This window comes from Actinoplanes sp. NPDC026619, from assembly GCF_040638295.1.
In the GTDB taxonomy this organism is placed as follows: domain Bacteria; phylum Actinomycetota; class Actinomycetes; order Mycobacteriales; family Micromonosporaceae; genus Actinoplanes.
This window is the reverse complement of record NZ_JBEZYA010000005.1, coordinates 147,890-161,453: the sequence shown is the minus strand read 5'-3', so window position 1 is coordinate 161,453 and position 13,564 is coordinate 147,890. Positions and strand designations below refer to the sequence as shown.

Here is a 13,564-nt window from a genome sequence, read left to right as displayed (position 1 = left end):
GGCGACCGCCGAGCCGTCAGGCGTTGGTGGTGCCGCGGGGCGCGTACATGATGACGGCGACGCCGATCAGGCAGATGGCGGCGCCGATGATGTCCCAGCGGTCGGGGCGGAACTTGTCGACGACCATGCCCCAGGCCAGGGAGCCGGCGACGAAGATGCCACCGTAGGCGGCGAGGATGCGCCCGAAGTCGGGGCTGGGCTGCAGGCAGGCGACGAACCCGTAGGCGCCGAGGGCGATCACGCCGGCGGCGATCCACCACAGGCCGCGATGCTCCCGCCAGCCCTGCCAGATCAGCCACGCGCCGCCGATCTCGGCGAGCGCGGCCAGGACGAACAGCAGCAGCGAGCGGGCGATGATCACAGCCGGCACGGTATCCGCAGGAGGCCGGCGCCGAGGTTCACGGGGTGCTGCAGGCGCAGTCGCCACCCGCGCAACCGGCACCTGCACGTCAAGATTCAGCCGATCGCCGTCCGCTGCGAAGGTGAACGTGAAGAACGAGCAGCACGAACTCTCCCGGGCGGCCAGATCCCGGGCCGTGGTCCCGGCCGCGGGGTCGAGCCGCCACCGCAACGAGGCCCCGCCGGGCGGATCATTCCGGGCCCGCGGGTGGCCGGCGGTGGGAGTTGCGCGGGCGGCCGTTCGGGGCGGGCGGCGCCGGGAACTGCTCGGTGGCCTCCTCGCCGCCGCTGCGGTGCCGTGGCTGATCCCAGGGCATCCCGGCTCGGCCGGTAGCTCCCGGCCCCGGCGGCGACGCATTCGGCGCGGAACCCCACGCCGTGTTTCCCACCGCGCCCCGGCCCGCGCCTGGATTCATACCCACACCCCGGCCGGCACCGGGCCGCCGGTCACGCATGGTCGAGAGGGGACCGCGCACCACCGGCACACCCTCCGGCGTCCTGATCCCACGCCCGCTCGGGCCGCTCGAGACTGCGCCACCGGTACGGACGCCGGCACCGAAGGGGCCGCCGGCCAGGACTGCGCCGGACGGGTCCCGGGCGAACGCGCCGCCGGCGGTGGCGCCGACCAGCTCGGCGGTGTCGGCCATCGCGGGCGCCGGCATCGCCGCGGGTGACACCGGCGGCGTGGCCGGGCGGGTGGCGGCGGCCGGGCTGGGCCAGGGCAGGAAGCGGGGCTTGCGGCGGGCGGCGATGTCCTCCACCCAGCCGAAGATCAGCACCGCGTTGCACAGCAGGCCCAGGGCGATCAGCACGTAGCCGACCTCGAAGTACTTGCCGAGGCGCCACACCTCCAGGGCGTCGCCGACCGGGTAGCACAGGGCGATGGCGACGTTGTTCCACAGGTAGATCGTCACGGCGCGGGCGTTGATCAGCGACACCCACTTGGTGAGGCCGGGGCGGCGGCCCAGCCAGTTCATGGAGGGGCTCCAGCGCAGCAGGGCGAGCACGAACCCGATGTTGTAGATCGCGTAGGCGACCGGGATGTACTTCAGCCCGCCGGCGTCGGGGTGGGTGTGCGACCAGTACACGCTGCCGGCCACGCACGCGGCGGCGAGGGGGACGACGACCATCGCGGGGATGCGGCGCAGGGTGCCGTCGCGGTGGGCGAAGCCGATGATCCAGCAGGCGGCGAAGACGAGCACGTCGGTGACGACTTCCTCGATGGCGTCGGCCGGCCAGATCGGCCACACGGTCAGCGCGGCCATCGCGGCGATCGGCAGCAGGACGGTGGCGAGCCGGGCCCGCTTGTACAGCCACAGCAGCACCGGGGAGAGCATGACCAGCCACAGGTAGGTCACCAGGTACCACAAGACCTCGGCGGCCTGCAGACCCCAGGTGCTCGACGGCGGGTCGGCGAACGGGACCAGCCAGCTGATCAGGTGCCAGAGCGGCGGCTTCTGCTCCCAGCCGACCAGGAACATCGCCGGCACCACCACGGCGCCCAGCACCCACAGGGCCGGCAGCAGGCGCCGCACCCGCCCGCGGATCACCTTCAGCGGGTTGGGCTGCCTGGCCAGCGAGTTGGCCATCAGGGAGCCGGCCAGGGCGAACATGACGCCCATCGAGGGGAACGCCAGTTCCAGGATGACGAACGGGAACATGTGGAAGACCGACACGCGCAGGATCGCCAGGACTCTGAGCACGTCGAAATATCGGTCCCGGGTGGGTGGAACCACAGGTTGAGCCACAGCGCCCTCCCGGGCACGAGCAGGGTCGGGGATCAGCCAGCACGACCCCGGCGGCCGGGAAGAGCCGCGGCGTCACGCTATGACCCCTTTTTTGGCATTCGCTGTGGCCGGGCTGTCAGCCGACACAGCAGATAACCTGACGGGCATGCCCGCCTCCCCCTACGTGACCGACCTGCGCGCGCACGTCGGCCACGACCTTCTCCTGCTGCCGGGCGCCGGCGCGGTGGTGCGCGACGACCAGGGCCGCATCCTGCTGATGCGCAGCGGTGACGACGGCCGGTGGGCGCTGCCCGCGGGCATGATCGAGCCGGGTGAGCAGCCGGCCGACGCGGCCCTGCGGGAGATCTTCGAGGAGACCGGCGTGGTCGCGGAGATCGAGCGGCTCGCCGGCGTCGGCATGCACGAGTCGGTGTACCCGAACGGCGACCACTGCCAATATCTGACCGTGTGGTTCCGGTGCCGGGCGGTCGGCGGCGAGGCCCGCCCCGACGGTGTCGAATCCCTGGAGGTCGGCTGGTTCGCCCCGGACACTCTGCCGGAGGGCCTGGGCGAGCGCACCCTGCTGCGCATCGAGACCACGGCCGACCCGATCGCCCCGGTCTGGTTCCCGCCACCAACGACCTAGAGGGCATCCGGCCTGGTCAGCGCCGGATGCGGAGCCGCCCCGGCCGGATGGAACCAGCCCGGCCCGGCCGACAGCCGCAACAGCCCCCACTCATCCAGCGGCGGCAGCGCATCCAGCGCGAACCAGCCCACTTCGAGGGACTCGTCGCCGTCGGCACGCAACACACCCCCGACGGCCCGGCACCGGAACCACACGTTCATGTACTCGCAGCGATCCCCGTTCGGATACACCACCGGATGCGTCGCGACCCCACCGACCGCCTCGATCTCGGCGACGATCCCGGTCTCCTCGAACAACTCCCGCAGGGCCGCATCCGACGGCTGCTCCCCCGGATCGACCATCCCGGACGGCAGCGACCACTGCCCGTTGTCACCACGGCGGATCAACAGCACCCGCCCGCCGTCGTCGAAGACGACGGCGGTGGCGCCGGGCAACAGGATCAGTTCCGGTCCGAGGTGGTTACGCAGCTTGCTGACGTACGCGGGAACAGCCACGAACCAACCCTATTCGATCAGTACGAGGCCCAGACCCAGTCGATCCCGTCCTCGCCGGCAGTGTCCAGATGCTCCGCCCGCGACAGCCCCGCCCGCGCCGCCACCCGAGCCGACGCCACGTTGCCCGGCCGCACCCGGGCAATCACCGGATAGGGCTGCCCGGCAACAGACCCCACCACCGCCACCGCAGCCTCACCGGCCAGCCCGAACCCCCACGCGGCCGGCTCGAGCCGGTAGAACAGGTTCAGCACGGTGAGGCCGTGACCGGGCAGCCGCATCAGCTTCACCCCGCAGAAGCCGATCACGTGCTCGGAGTCCCGCCGCCGCAGCACCCGATAGCCGAAACTGTGCCGCTCCCAGTGCGCGATCCAGGCCCGGCAGCGCACGACCGCCTCCGTACGGGAAAAGATCATGTCGCCGGGGTTGTGCTCGCAGGCGAGCCGGTCGGAGTGGATGCGCAGCACCGCGTCCGCATCCGACAGCAGCGGCCGGCGCAGCGACATCCGCTCGGTCAGCACGCCGGCCGGCCCAGCAGAACCAGGATGTGCCACAGATATTTGATGAGCTGCAGCCGGGAAGCAGGCCCGCGGGCGGCCCGTCCGATCACCTCGGCGTCGAGCTCCGCCACCCCGTAGGTCTCGGCGATCTCCGCAGCCAGCGGCGGCACCTCGTCGCCCCGCAGCCCGGCCGGGAACGCGCCCGGCGCCAGACGAAACCCCGGCGACCACCGCAACTCCGGCGCGAGGGAACGCAGCAGCGGCTCGTACGCCGTACCCCGGAAGGAAGGATCGGCAACGACCGCCGCGACATCCGCGCTCAGAGTGACCCCGCCGTGGATCTGCGCCTCCACGTAGTCGTCGAGCGCCCGGCCCGCCGCCGTCCGAGGCGCGTCCAGCGCCGCCACCCAGGCCTCCGGCGTGACGGCCGGCAGATTCAGCGCCTGCCCCCGCTCCGTCACCTCGGCCAGCAACGCCGCCCACACCGCACCGAACGCATCCGCCGTCCCCACCACCGCCGGTGACGTCACACTGTCGCCGTGACTGAACGTCGCCCGCCCCGACACCTCCGGCCGCAGCATCAGATGACAGCTGCCGAACCGTGGCGACGCCCCGTCCGGATACCCCGCCAGGTTGAGACCCCCGTAGACCGGCCGCCCTACCGAACCGGCGTAGACCCCCGGGAACATCCGCTCCTCCCAGGCCGGCCGATCCCCGCCGAGCCCGCCGTTGGAGATCCCGGTCTCGAACTGCGTCCGATACACACCCTCGGCCGCCAGCCGCGCCGCCACCGTCGACCCGTCCGCCAGCAGCCGATCCGGGTGGAAACTCACCGTGATCGGCGCACGGCCGAACGGGCCCGGCGCGGGGAACAACCCCCGCACATGAGCAAGAGCCCGGTCGGCCGGCGAGGTCACTTCGCCGCGATCGCGCCGGTCGCGAGCAACACCATCAGCAGCGAACCCAGCACCACCCGGTAGGCGATGAAAATGCTGTACGAATGCTTCGAGATGAACTTCAGCAGCCACGACACCGCCGCGTAACCCACGATGAACGACACCACCGTCGCGGTGATCGTGTTGACCCAGCCGACACCCGCGGAAATGTTGCCGGCCTCGTCGTGGACCTGCAGGATCGTCGCCCCGAACAGCGCCGGGATCGACAGGAAGAACGACAACTTCGTCACCGTCACCCGGTCGAAGTCACGCAGCAGACCCGCCGACATCGTTGCCCCCGACCGCGACACACCCGGAATCAGCGCCAGGCACTGCGCCGTACCGATGATCAGGGTGTCCTTCCAGGTCGTGTCACCCTCGTGCCGCACCTGGGTGGCCGCATGATCGGCGAACGCCATCACCCCCGACCACAGGATCAGCGCCGCCGCCACGAACCACAGACTCCGCAGCGTCGTCTCGATCTGATCCTGGAACGTCAACCCGACGATCCCGATCGGAATCGTCCCGATGATCACCGCCCAGCCGAACCGCCAGTCCGGATTCTCCCGCGCCGCCTTGCTGAACAGCCCCTTCACCCACACCGGAACGATCCGGACGATGTCCTTCCACAGGAAGATCAGCGTCGCGAACACCGCACCCGACTGGATGATCGCGGTGAACGCCGTGATGTCCGGCGAATCGATCTCATAGCCGAGCAGCTTCTCCACGATCGTCAGGTGACCGGTGCTGGAGATCGGGAGGAACTCGGTGAAACCCTCCACCGCCCCCAGCAGCACTGCTTCGACAATGTTCACCACTGACCGCCTTCGCCCCGAAACCCTGACCGCGCGAAAGCATAGGGGGACGCGTCACCCCTCACGGCGGCGGGCGCGCGCCGCCGCCAGCGTGTAAGCCGGATCACGATCAAGGTTGTGCCGGTCCCGGTCGTACCGCCGGGTCGTGCGCGGATCCGCATGACCCATCGCATCCTGCACATCCTCCAGCGCCACGCCCTCGGCCCGCGCCGCCGTCGCGAACGCATGCCGCAACGAGTGCGGCGACAACTGGTCCGCCGCCGGGATCCCCGCCTCCCGCGCCAGCCGCCGGATCAACCGGAACACCGCATGCCGATCGATCCGCCCACCCGACGCCGTGGTGAACAACGGACCGTCACCATTACCCCGCGACGCCAGGTAGTCGTCCAGCGCCGCCGCCGCATCCTCGGTGAGCACCCGCCGCCGCGGACGGCCACCCTTGCCCACGAACCGCACCGTCCGGTGCCCGCGCTCCACACCCACATCGGCCCGGTCCAGGCCCACCAGCTCGCCCACCCGCAAACCCAGATCCGCCAGCAGCGTCACCACCGCCCGATGCCGCGGCCCCGCCTCCCGGGCCACCGCCAGCAGCGCATCGACCTCCTCCGGCGCCAGGCCCACGGTCGCCGAATGATCCCGATCCACATACGGCCGGTCCGCGCCACCCACCGGATTACGGTCCACCGCCGACAACTTCAGCAGGAAGTCGTACCAACTCGACAGGCCCGACAACTTCCGCGCCACCGTGGCCGCCGCGAGCTTCCGCGCCTCCAGACCACGCGCGTACGCGTTCACCTCCAGGAACGACGCCCGCAACGGATCCAGCCCACGCTCGGCACACCACGCCAGCCACCCGGCCACATCCCGCCGGTACGCCGCCCGGGTGTGCTCCGACAACCGCCGGTTCGCCAGCCACGCCTCGGTGACCTGCTCGGCCGCACCCAGCCCGGCAACCGCACCGCCACCCTGCCTCGGCACCACCTGCATGCCGACCATGCTCTCAGCTTTCCCGCACCCGGCCGTCCGCGACATGCCAGCGACGCCCATAACCCACCGCATCGGCGAAATACCGGTCATGCGTCACCGTGATCACCGTCCCCCGGAACCGCCGCAACGCCTCCTCCACCACATCCAGGGCGTCGAAATCCAGGAAATTCGTCGGCTCATCCAAGATCAAAACCCGGGCAGGCGAATTGACGAGTACGGCGAGAACGAGCCGCCGCAACTCCCCCGCCGACAAACTCCGCGTCCGCGAGTCCCACTGATCCGGACCGAACTGATGCCCCAGCAGCAACTTCTCCGCATCGTCCACATACACCGGAACCCGCTGCCGGAAGAACTCCATCACCGTCGCGTCCGTCCGCAACCCGTCACCGGTCTGCGGCAACACCCCGACCACCTCGCCCCCACGCTCGGCCAGAGCCCGCATCAGCGTCGTCTTGCCCGCCCCGTTGCGCCCGGTCACCAGAATCCGGTCACCGCGCCGCACATCCAGGTCGACGCCATCCAGCAGCACTCTCGATCCAAAGGCCACCCGCACGTCGCGCACCTTCACCACGACCTCGCCGGCCTCCGCCACATCGACCGGGAAACTCAGCGTCAACGGCGGCCGCGACGCCGGCCGGGCGATCCACCGCACCGACTCCATCTGCCGGCGCAACCGCCGCTCCCGCACCTTCGCCTTACGCGCCACCAGCTTCGCCACCCGCCTCAGGTGCGGCGCCGCCGCCCCCAGACCCCGCGCCGTCTCGACCCCGCGCGCCTGCTCCTTCGTGCGCTCGATGTCCGCCTCCCACCGCCGGCGGTCCTTCTCCTGGGCCTCGAAATCCAACAACAGCTTCTCCCACCGCCGCTGCTTCTCCGCCCGGTACGCCGTGTAACCCCCACCCGGATAGTCCTGCGGCTCGTCATGAATGCCGTCCAGCTCCACGACCCGCGACACCGTCGCATCCAGGAAAGCCCGATCGTGACTGACCACCAGCACCCCACCCGGGAACGCCTGCAGCCAGCCCTGCAACCAGGCCGCCCCGTCGGCATCCAGATGATTCGTCGGCTCATCCAGCAGCAGCAGATCCGGCTCGTCCAGCAACGCCCGCGCCAGCAACAACCGCGCCTGCTCCCCACCACTGACCGCCGACAACGGCAGATCGTCCGGAAGCTCCGCGATGTCGAGCCGCTGCCGGATCTCCACCAACCGTGACTCCGCCGACCAGCCCTCCAGCGCCGTCCACCGCTCCTGCACCGCCCCGAACTCGGCAAGCACGTCGTCGCCGGCCGCCAGCCGCGCCTCCAGAGCACGCAACGCCACCGTCACCTCGGCCAGCTCACCCAGACCACCGGCCAGGAACTCCCCGACCGTGCCGGCCGGATCCGGCATCTGCTGCGGCACATAACCGGCCCGCGTGCCCGGCCCGTACGTGACGCTCCCACTCATCGGCAGAAGCTCACCGGCCAGCAACCGCAACAGCGTCGTCTTGCCGGCGCCGTTGGGCCCGACCACCCCGACCCGGTCGCCGTCACCCAGCACCAGATCGAAACCCGAGAACAGCAGATCACCGTCGTAGGCGAAAGAAAGCGAAACAGCCTTGAGCAAGGACCAACTCCCAGAGCAGACACCGACAGGGGTACGCCTCAGGCCTGCACGTCGGTCAGACCGGTGACGCCACGAAACGCGGAGTCGCTATCACATGGAGAATGCCGCTCCCAGGCTCGACAACAGTTCCGACGACAACCCTGCCCGCCCCCGGCGCCGCCCGCAACCCGAATTACCGCCCACTCCCACGACCGGTCAGCGCCACCTCGGGCCGGCCCGGATCCGCCAGGTTCGGATCCTGCGCCACCAGAATCTCCTCCAGCGCCGCCCAGCCGTCCCGGCGGATCACCTCGGCCTCCCCGCCGGAGATCGGCACCAGCCAGGCCAGCACCACCGGCGCCGACTCCCCGCCCCGGCAGACGGCGAAACCCTCCGGCAGATAGACCGGGCTGGTCGCGACCATCGCGGTCAGCCGGCTGCCCGGGAACAGCGGCCCCCGCGGCCCGATCAACTGCGCCGGCCGCAACGCCGACCCGCGGCGCACCATCTCCCCGGCCAACTGGAACAGCAACCCGGCCGCCTGCGCCGGATAGTCGCCGTTCGGCACATGCATCATCAGCTCCTGGTGCACCGACCCACCGCCCGGCAGGCCGAGATGGCGCCGCGACAAACCGACCGTCACCAGCGTCGTCACCCCGGTGAACGGCGAATTGGGGAACCAGGCGACCTGCACTCCCGGTGGCGTGCTGTCGTCACCCCGGCTGGCGCCCGACATGGTTCCGAGGAACGACTCAAGGTGCTCGATCAGATCCGCCACCCATTGATCATGCCCGGACACCCGTCACTCCGAAGAATGACAACCCCGATTTCGCGCCGGCCCGGGGTCGAAGCTGTGGCCGGCCCTCCTCCGTCATACGCGGTGACTGCCCTCCCTGCGCACCGTGGCTGCCTGCCCGGCTAGGCGTACCGGCTCTGAGCTGGGCCTGGGCAAAGCCTGGTGGATGTCGTTGATTCCTTTTTGTTCCTGGTTCTTAAGTTTTGGGTGCGGCGTGAGACGACGCACCACCTGTAAGGCGTCCTAGGATGGAGATTTGGTTACTGCGTTCTCGCTCACGTGGCGGGGGCTGCCGGGCGTCGGTGCGGATCGGGCAGTTGCACAATGGGCGGCGTGCCGCGACCTTTGTCCAGTTCCCCGCCCATCCGGCACACCGCCGATCCGGCCCAGGCCCGTGCAGACCTCGCCGAGCTGAGGCCGGACCTGCTGGAACGCTACGACGCCGCACTACCGGGGGCGCGGGCCGCAGTGCTGGGGCGGCTGCTCGGGGCGCTCGGCCGGGAAGCGCTGCCGGGGATGATCACCCGCGAGGGCGGCCAGGTGACGTTCCCCGGGGTGACGGTCCGATACGCACCCGAGTCCGCTGCGGCGTTCGCGGTGGCCCAGGCGGGACTGGCCGCCACGATGCGCGCCGGGAACGGGCTGCGGGCCGGCGGGCCGATCGCCGACCGGCCGGCCGGAGACCGGCGGCGCAGCCGGGCATCCGCACGTGGCGCCCGGCCGGTCCCGCACCGGCGAGGCGAAAACGTTGCCGGCGAGACGCGCGGCGTCGGCGCGCATGCCTGGGAGGACGCGGATCTCCCGGTCGACGACGCCGACGAGCCCGGCGCGATCATCATGGATCCGGCGACCCTGGTGCGGCTGCTCTGGCCGGGCAGCGACCTCGCCGCCGAGATCGACAACAGCGTCGCGAACATGGCCCTCGCCCGGGCGGCACGGCCGGTCCAGCAGCTTCCGCTGCCGGGCGACCCGGACGGCCTCGCCCGCGCGGAGCAGTCCATCACCGACGGACATCCGCTGCACCCGTGCGCGCGGACCCGTGGCGGGATGAGCGTCGCCGACGTTCTCGCCTACGCGCCGGAACACTCCCCCGTCATCCGGCTGCGGCGGCTGCGGGTGCCGGCCGACCGCTGGTACGGCAGCGCGGAACCGGTCCTGCTCGCCCACCCGTGGCAGGCCGATCACCTGCGCGACCGCTACCCGTGGCTGGCCGACGACGGCGAGACCCCGCCGGTGCGGCCGCTCATGTCGCTGCGCACGGTCGCCCCGGTCGGCGGGGGCGCGCACATCAAGACCGCCGTCGACGTGCAGATGACCTCGGCCGTGCGCACCGTGTCGCCGGCCGCCGTGCACAACGGGCCGATCCTGTCCAAGCTGCTGCGATACCTGATGGCCGACCTGCCGATCGACGTGCTCGCCGAGACCGGCGCCGGGGCCGTGCTGGTCGACGGCGAACCGCAGCGCCACCTGGCCTACCTCACCCGGGAGGCGCCGAACCTGGCCGACGGCGAGACGGTCGTGCCGCTCGCGCTCTACGGGGCGTCGCCGCTGCTGCTGTCGACGGTGCAGAACCCGTACGAATTCATCGCTCTGATCGGCAGTTTGCTGTTCGCGCCGCTGCTCAGCGTGCTCGAACGCGGGGTCGCGCTGGAAGCGCACGGGCAGAACACGCTGGTCGTGCTGCGCGACCACCGGCCCACCCGGATTCTCTACCGCGACCTGGGCGGGGTGCGGGTCAGCGCCCGCCGGCTCGCCGAGGCCGGGCTCGACGTGCCGCCGCTGCTCGGCGACCTGCCCAGCGACGACCCGCAGGTGCTGCGCACCAAGCTGTCCGCGGCCGCTCTCGGCACCGTCGCCGCCGAGCTCGTCGCCGCCCTGACCCGTCACCACGGCGCGGACCCGGCCCGGCTGTGGGGCATCGTCGCGGCTGCCCTGCGCGACACCGGCACCGCCGACGCGCCGCACCTGCTGCGCGACCCGCTGCCGATCAAGGCGACCACGGCCATGCGGCTGGCCGCCGACCCGCTCGACGACATCTGGGCCTACCTCGACAACCCCATGGCGGCACACGCATGACGCGCAGCATGTCCCCGGAACGCCTCGCCCACACCGAGGCCGCCCTGGCCGTCCACGCCCCGGCGCTGATCGACGGATTCCTCGCCGCCCTGCCGGTGGCCGCCGACGTGGTCGGGCGGCGGCTGCGCGGCGCGCTGGTTCGCGAGGGCATCCGGGACATGGGCCCCGGCGCGATGCACGCGTTCAACCGGGTCGAATACCCGACCGCGGGCGTCGCCGACCCGGTCGACCTGCTCGACGGCATCGACGCCCCCGGCTTCGCCGCCGAGCTGCGCAACGCCGTGATCAACCTGGCGATCGCGATGGCCCGGCCGCCCGCGAAGATCGGCGACGGGCCGGACTGGCACGCCATCGGGTGGGAACGCCTCGCCGTGGCCGGGCACAACCTGCACCCCTGCGGGCGCACCCGGCTCGGCTGGGACACCGGCGACGTCCTCGCCTACGACCTGGAGGCGCCGTCGACCTCGGTCGGGTTCGTGGCCGTCCGCGACGAGCTGCACCTGGGCGACGACGTGTGGCCGGAGGTGCCGGCGCCCGCCGGGTACACGGTGCAGCCGGTCCACCTCTGGCAGCGCGACATCGTCCTGCCCGCCCGTTACGCGGCCATGCTGCACGACCAGTCCCTGATCATCCTGGACGACGAGCTGCCGGCGGTGCCGACGGCCGCGCTGCGCACGCTGCTGCTGCCGGACACCGGCGAATACCTGAAGGTCTCGCTCGACATCCAGGTCACCTCCACCCGGCGCAGCATCAGCGTGGCCAGCACCCGCAACGGGCCGGCCGTGTCGCAGCTGCTGCACCGGCTCGTCGCCGACATCCCCGGCGGCGACCGGCTGCTGCTGATGGCCGAGACCGCGGGCGCGGCGGTCCCGGTCGGCTCGGGGCGGGACCTGTCGGCGATCCGCCGCGACGGCCTGGCCGGCCGGCTGGGCCCGGACGAGCGGGCCATCCCCGGCGGGGCACTGCCGTTCCTGCTCGACGAACTGGTCGACGGCGACCCGGCGGGCTGGCTGCGGGAGTACGCGGAACTGGTCCTCCCGCCGCTGATGCGCCTGGCCGCCCGCGGCGTCGGCCTCGAGGCGCACCTGCAGAACTGCCTGCCCACGTTCGTCGACGGCCGGCCGCACCGGCTCGCCCTGCGTGACTTCGCCGGCCTGCGCCTGCACCTGCCCCGCCTGGCCGAGGCCGGCCACCGCATCAACCTGTGGCCCGGCTCGGTGGTCGGCACCGACGACGTCGACGTCATGCGCGCCAAGATCGGCTACACGCTGTTCCAGGCGCACCTCGGCGAGATCGTGCTGCGCCTGGACCTGGACGAGACGCACGCCTGGCGGATCATCCGCGAGGTCCTCGACTCCTGCTGCACCGGCGACGACCACGCCGCCTTCACCGCCCCGAAGGTGCCGCACAAGGCCCTGGTCCGGATGCGCCTGGCCGGTGAGGGCGACATCTACCTCCCGGTCCCGAACCCGTTGCATGCGCGCTGACCTGCTGCGCGACCTGCCGTCGCCGGTGTGCGCCTACGTCTACGACACCGCGGCGCTGCGCGCCCGGGCGGCCGAGGTGCGGGCCTCGCTGCCGGCGTCCGCTTCGCTGCTCTACGCGGTGAAGGCCAACGGCCACCCGGCGGTCGTCGCGACGATGGCCGCGGCGTGTGACGGGCTCGAGGTGGCCTCCGGCGGCGAGCTGGCCCTGGCGAAGCAGGCGGGCGCACGGCGGATCGTGTTCGGCGGGCCGGGCAAGATCGACGCCGAGCTGGCCGCTGCCATCGACGCCGGTGCGCTGATCAACGCGGAGAGCCTGCACGAGCTGCGACGGCTCGCCGCGACCGGCGCGAACCCCGAGGTGTGCCTGCGGGTCAACCGGCCCGGCGGCGGCCTGCGCGGCAGCCACACCATGACCGGCACGCCCACCCCGTTCGGCATCGACGAGGCGCAGCTCGCCGACGCGGTGCGGATCCCCGGCGTACACGTGATCGGGTTTCATCTGCATGCCGTCTCGAACAACATGGACGGGGCCGCGCACGCCGCTTTCGTCGCCGACGCCGTGGACTGGTCGCTGAGCACGGCCGGCGAGTTGGGTGTCGACCTTCGGGTCGTGAACGTCGGCGGCGGCTTCGGCGTCGACTACCTGTCCACACAGCGGATGGACCTCAGCCCGCTGTCCGCGATAGTCGTCCCGGACGGCCTCGACCTGATCTTCGAACCCGGCCGCTACCTCGCCGCCGACGCCGGCTGGTACGCCGCCGAGGTCCTCGACCTGAAAACCACCCACGGCCGCACCTTCGCGGTCCTGCGCGGCGGCACCCACCACTTCCGGCTGCCGGCCGCGTGGGGCTACAGCCATCCGTTCACGATCGTCCCGGTCGACGACTGGCCGCACCCCTACCCGCGCCCATCGGTCCACGACACGAAGGTCGACGCGGTCGGCGAACTGTGCACCCCGCGCGACGTGCTGACCCGCGGTCGGCACGTCGACACCCTGCGGGCCGGCGACATCCTGGTCTTCGGCCGGACCGGCGCCTACGGCTGGGACATCTCCCACCACGAGTTCCTGCGCCACGACCCACCCGAGTTCGTCATCGTCTGACTCCACCGATCGGTGGAG

The 13,564-nt window shown here is 71.7% G+C and carries 13 protein-coding genes; 4 read left to right on the top strand and 9 right to left on the bottom strand.

The annotated features are described in order from the left end of the window. Nucleotides 1-16: 16 nt before the first annotated feature. Together AB0E90_RS13680 and AB0E90_RS13675 are read right to left on the bottom strand one after the other, a co-directional pair. Nucleotides 17-361 (bottom strand): YnfA family protein, encoded by a 345-nt coding sequence (locus tag AB0E90_RS13680; RefSeq protein ID WP_360403690.1) that lies wholly within the window; start codon nucleotides 359-361, stop codon nucleotides 17-19. A gap of 229 nt (nucleotides 362-590) precedes the next feature. Further along, the gene (locus tag AB0E90_RS13675) at nucleotides 591-2,102 is read right to left on the bottom strand and encodes an acyltransferase family protein (protein ID WP_360403688.1); all 1,512 of its coding nucleotides are present in this window, start codon (nucleotides 2,100-2,102) and stop codon (nucleotides 591-593) included. A 190-nt stretch (nucleotides 2,103-2,292) separates the two neighbouring features. On the opposite strand from AB0E90_RS13675, the gene AB0E90_RS13670 reads away from it, so the two are divergent. Beyond that, on the top strand, nucleotides 2,293-2,772 hold the full coding sequence (locus AB0E90_RS13670) for an NUDIX domain-containing protein (protein ID WP_360403686.1): 480 nt from the start codon (nucleotides 2,293-2,295) through the stop codon (nucleotides 2,770-2,772). Here AB0E90_RS13670 and AB0E90_RS13665 read toward each other — a convergent pair. From AB0E90_RS13665 to AB0E90_RS13635, 7 genes are all read right to left on the bottom strand, one after another. Further along, nucleotides 2,769-3,266, bottom strand: a complete 498-nt coding sequence (locus AB0E90_RS13665; protein ID WP_360403684.1) for an NUDIX domain-containing protein — start codon at nucleotides 3,264-3,266, stop codon at nucleotides 2,769-2,771. The two genes, AB0E90_RS13670 and AB0E90_RS13665, sit on opposite strands and share 4 nt — an antisense overlap. Nucleotides 3,267-3,283: 17 nt before the next feature. After that, a complete protein-coding gene (locus AB0E90_RS13660) occupies nucleotides 3,284-3,817 on the bottom strand; it encodes a GNAT family N-acetyltransferase (RefSeq protein WP_360403682.1) in 534 nt (177 codons plus the stop codon). After that, on the bottom strand, nucleotides 3,778-4,680 hold the full coding sequence (locus tag AB0E90_RS13655) for a DUF3626 domain-containing protein (protein ID WP_360403680.1): 903 nt from the start codon (nucleotides 4,678-4,680) through the stop codon (nucleotides 3,778-3,780). The genes AB0E90_RS13660 and AB0E90_RS13655 overlap by 40 nt, the downstream gene beginning before the upstream one ends. Next, nucleotides 4,677-5,513: an undecaprenyl-diphosphate phosphatase gene (locus tag AB0E90_RS13650; protein WP_360403678.1), complete on the bottom strand. Its 837-nt coding sequence runs from the start codon at nucleotides 5,511-5,513 to the stop codon at nucleotides 4,677-4,679. Before AB0E90_RS13650 ends, AB0E90_RS13655 begins: the two co-directional genes overlap by 4 nt. A gap of 54 nt (nucleotides 5,514-5,567) precedes the next feature. After that, the gene (locus tag AB0E90_RS13645) at nucleotides 5,568-6,509 is read right to left on the bottom strand and encodes a tyrosine-type recombinase/integrase (protein WP_360403676.1); all 942 of its coding nucleotides are present in this window, start codon (nucleotides 6,507-6,509) and stop codon (nucleotides 5,568-5,570) included. A 4-nt stretch (nucleotides 6,510-6,513) separates the two neighbouring features. Continuing rightward, nucleotides 6,514-8,106, bottom strand: a complete 1,593-nt coding sequence (locus AB0E90_RS13640) for an ABC-F family ATP-binding cassette domain-containing protein (protein ID WP_360403674.1) — start codon at nucleotides 8,104-8,106, stop codon at nucleotides 6,514-6,516. A gap of 172 nt (nucleotides 8,107-8,278) precedes the next feature. Then, nucleotides 8,279-8,863 (bottom strand): suppressor of fused domain protein, encoded by a 585-nt coding sequence (locus tag AB0E90_RS13635; protein ID WP_360403672.1) that lies wholly within the window; start codon nucleotides 8,861-8,863, stop codon nucleotides 8,279-8,281. 351 nt (nucleotides 8,864-9,214) lie between these two features. Here AB0E90_RS13635 and AB0E90_RS13630 point away from each other — a divergent pair, with 351 nt between their 5' ends. The 3 genes from AB0E90_RS13630 to AB0E90_RS13620 are packed head-to-tail and all read left to right on the top strand — an operon-like array spanning nucleotide 9,215 to nucleotide 13,546. After that, nucleotides 9,215-10,957: an IucA/IucC family protein gene (locus AB0E90_RS13630; RefSeq protein ID WP_360403670.1), complete on the top strand. Its 1,743-nt coding sequence runs from the start codon at nucleotides 9,215-9,217 to the stop codon at nucleotides 10,955-10,957. Further along, nucleotides 10,954-12,444 (top strand): IucA/IucC family protein, encoded by a 1,491-nt coding sequence (locus AB0E90_RS13625; RefSeq protein WP_360403668.1) that lies wholly within the window; start codon nucleotides 10,954-10,956, stop codon nucleotides 12,442-12,444. Before AB0E90_RS13630 ends, AB0E90_RS13625 begins: the two co-directional genes overlap by 4 nt. Beyond that, nucleotides 12,434-13,546: an alanine racemase gene (locus tag AB0E90_RS13620; RefSeq protein ID WP_360403666.1), complete on the top strand. Its 1,113-nt coding sequence runs from the start codon at nucleotides 12,434-12,436 to the stop codon at nucleotides 13,544-13,546. The genes AB0E90_RS13625 and AB0E90_RS13620 overlap by 11 nt, the downstream gene beginning before the upstream one ends. The last annotated feature ends 18 nt before the right edge of the window (nucleotides 13,547-13,564 follow it).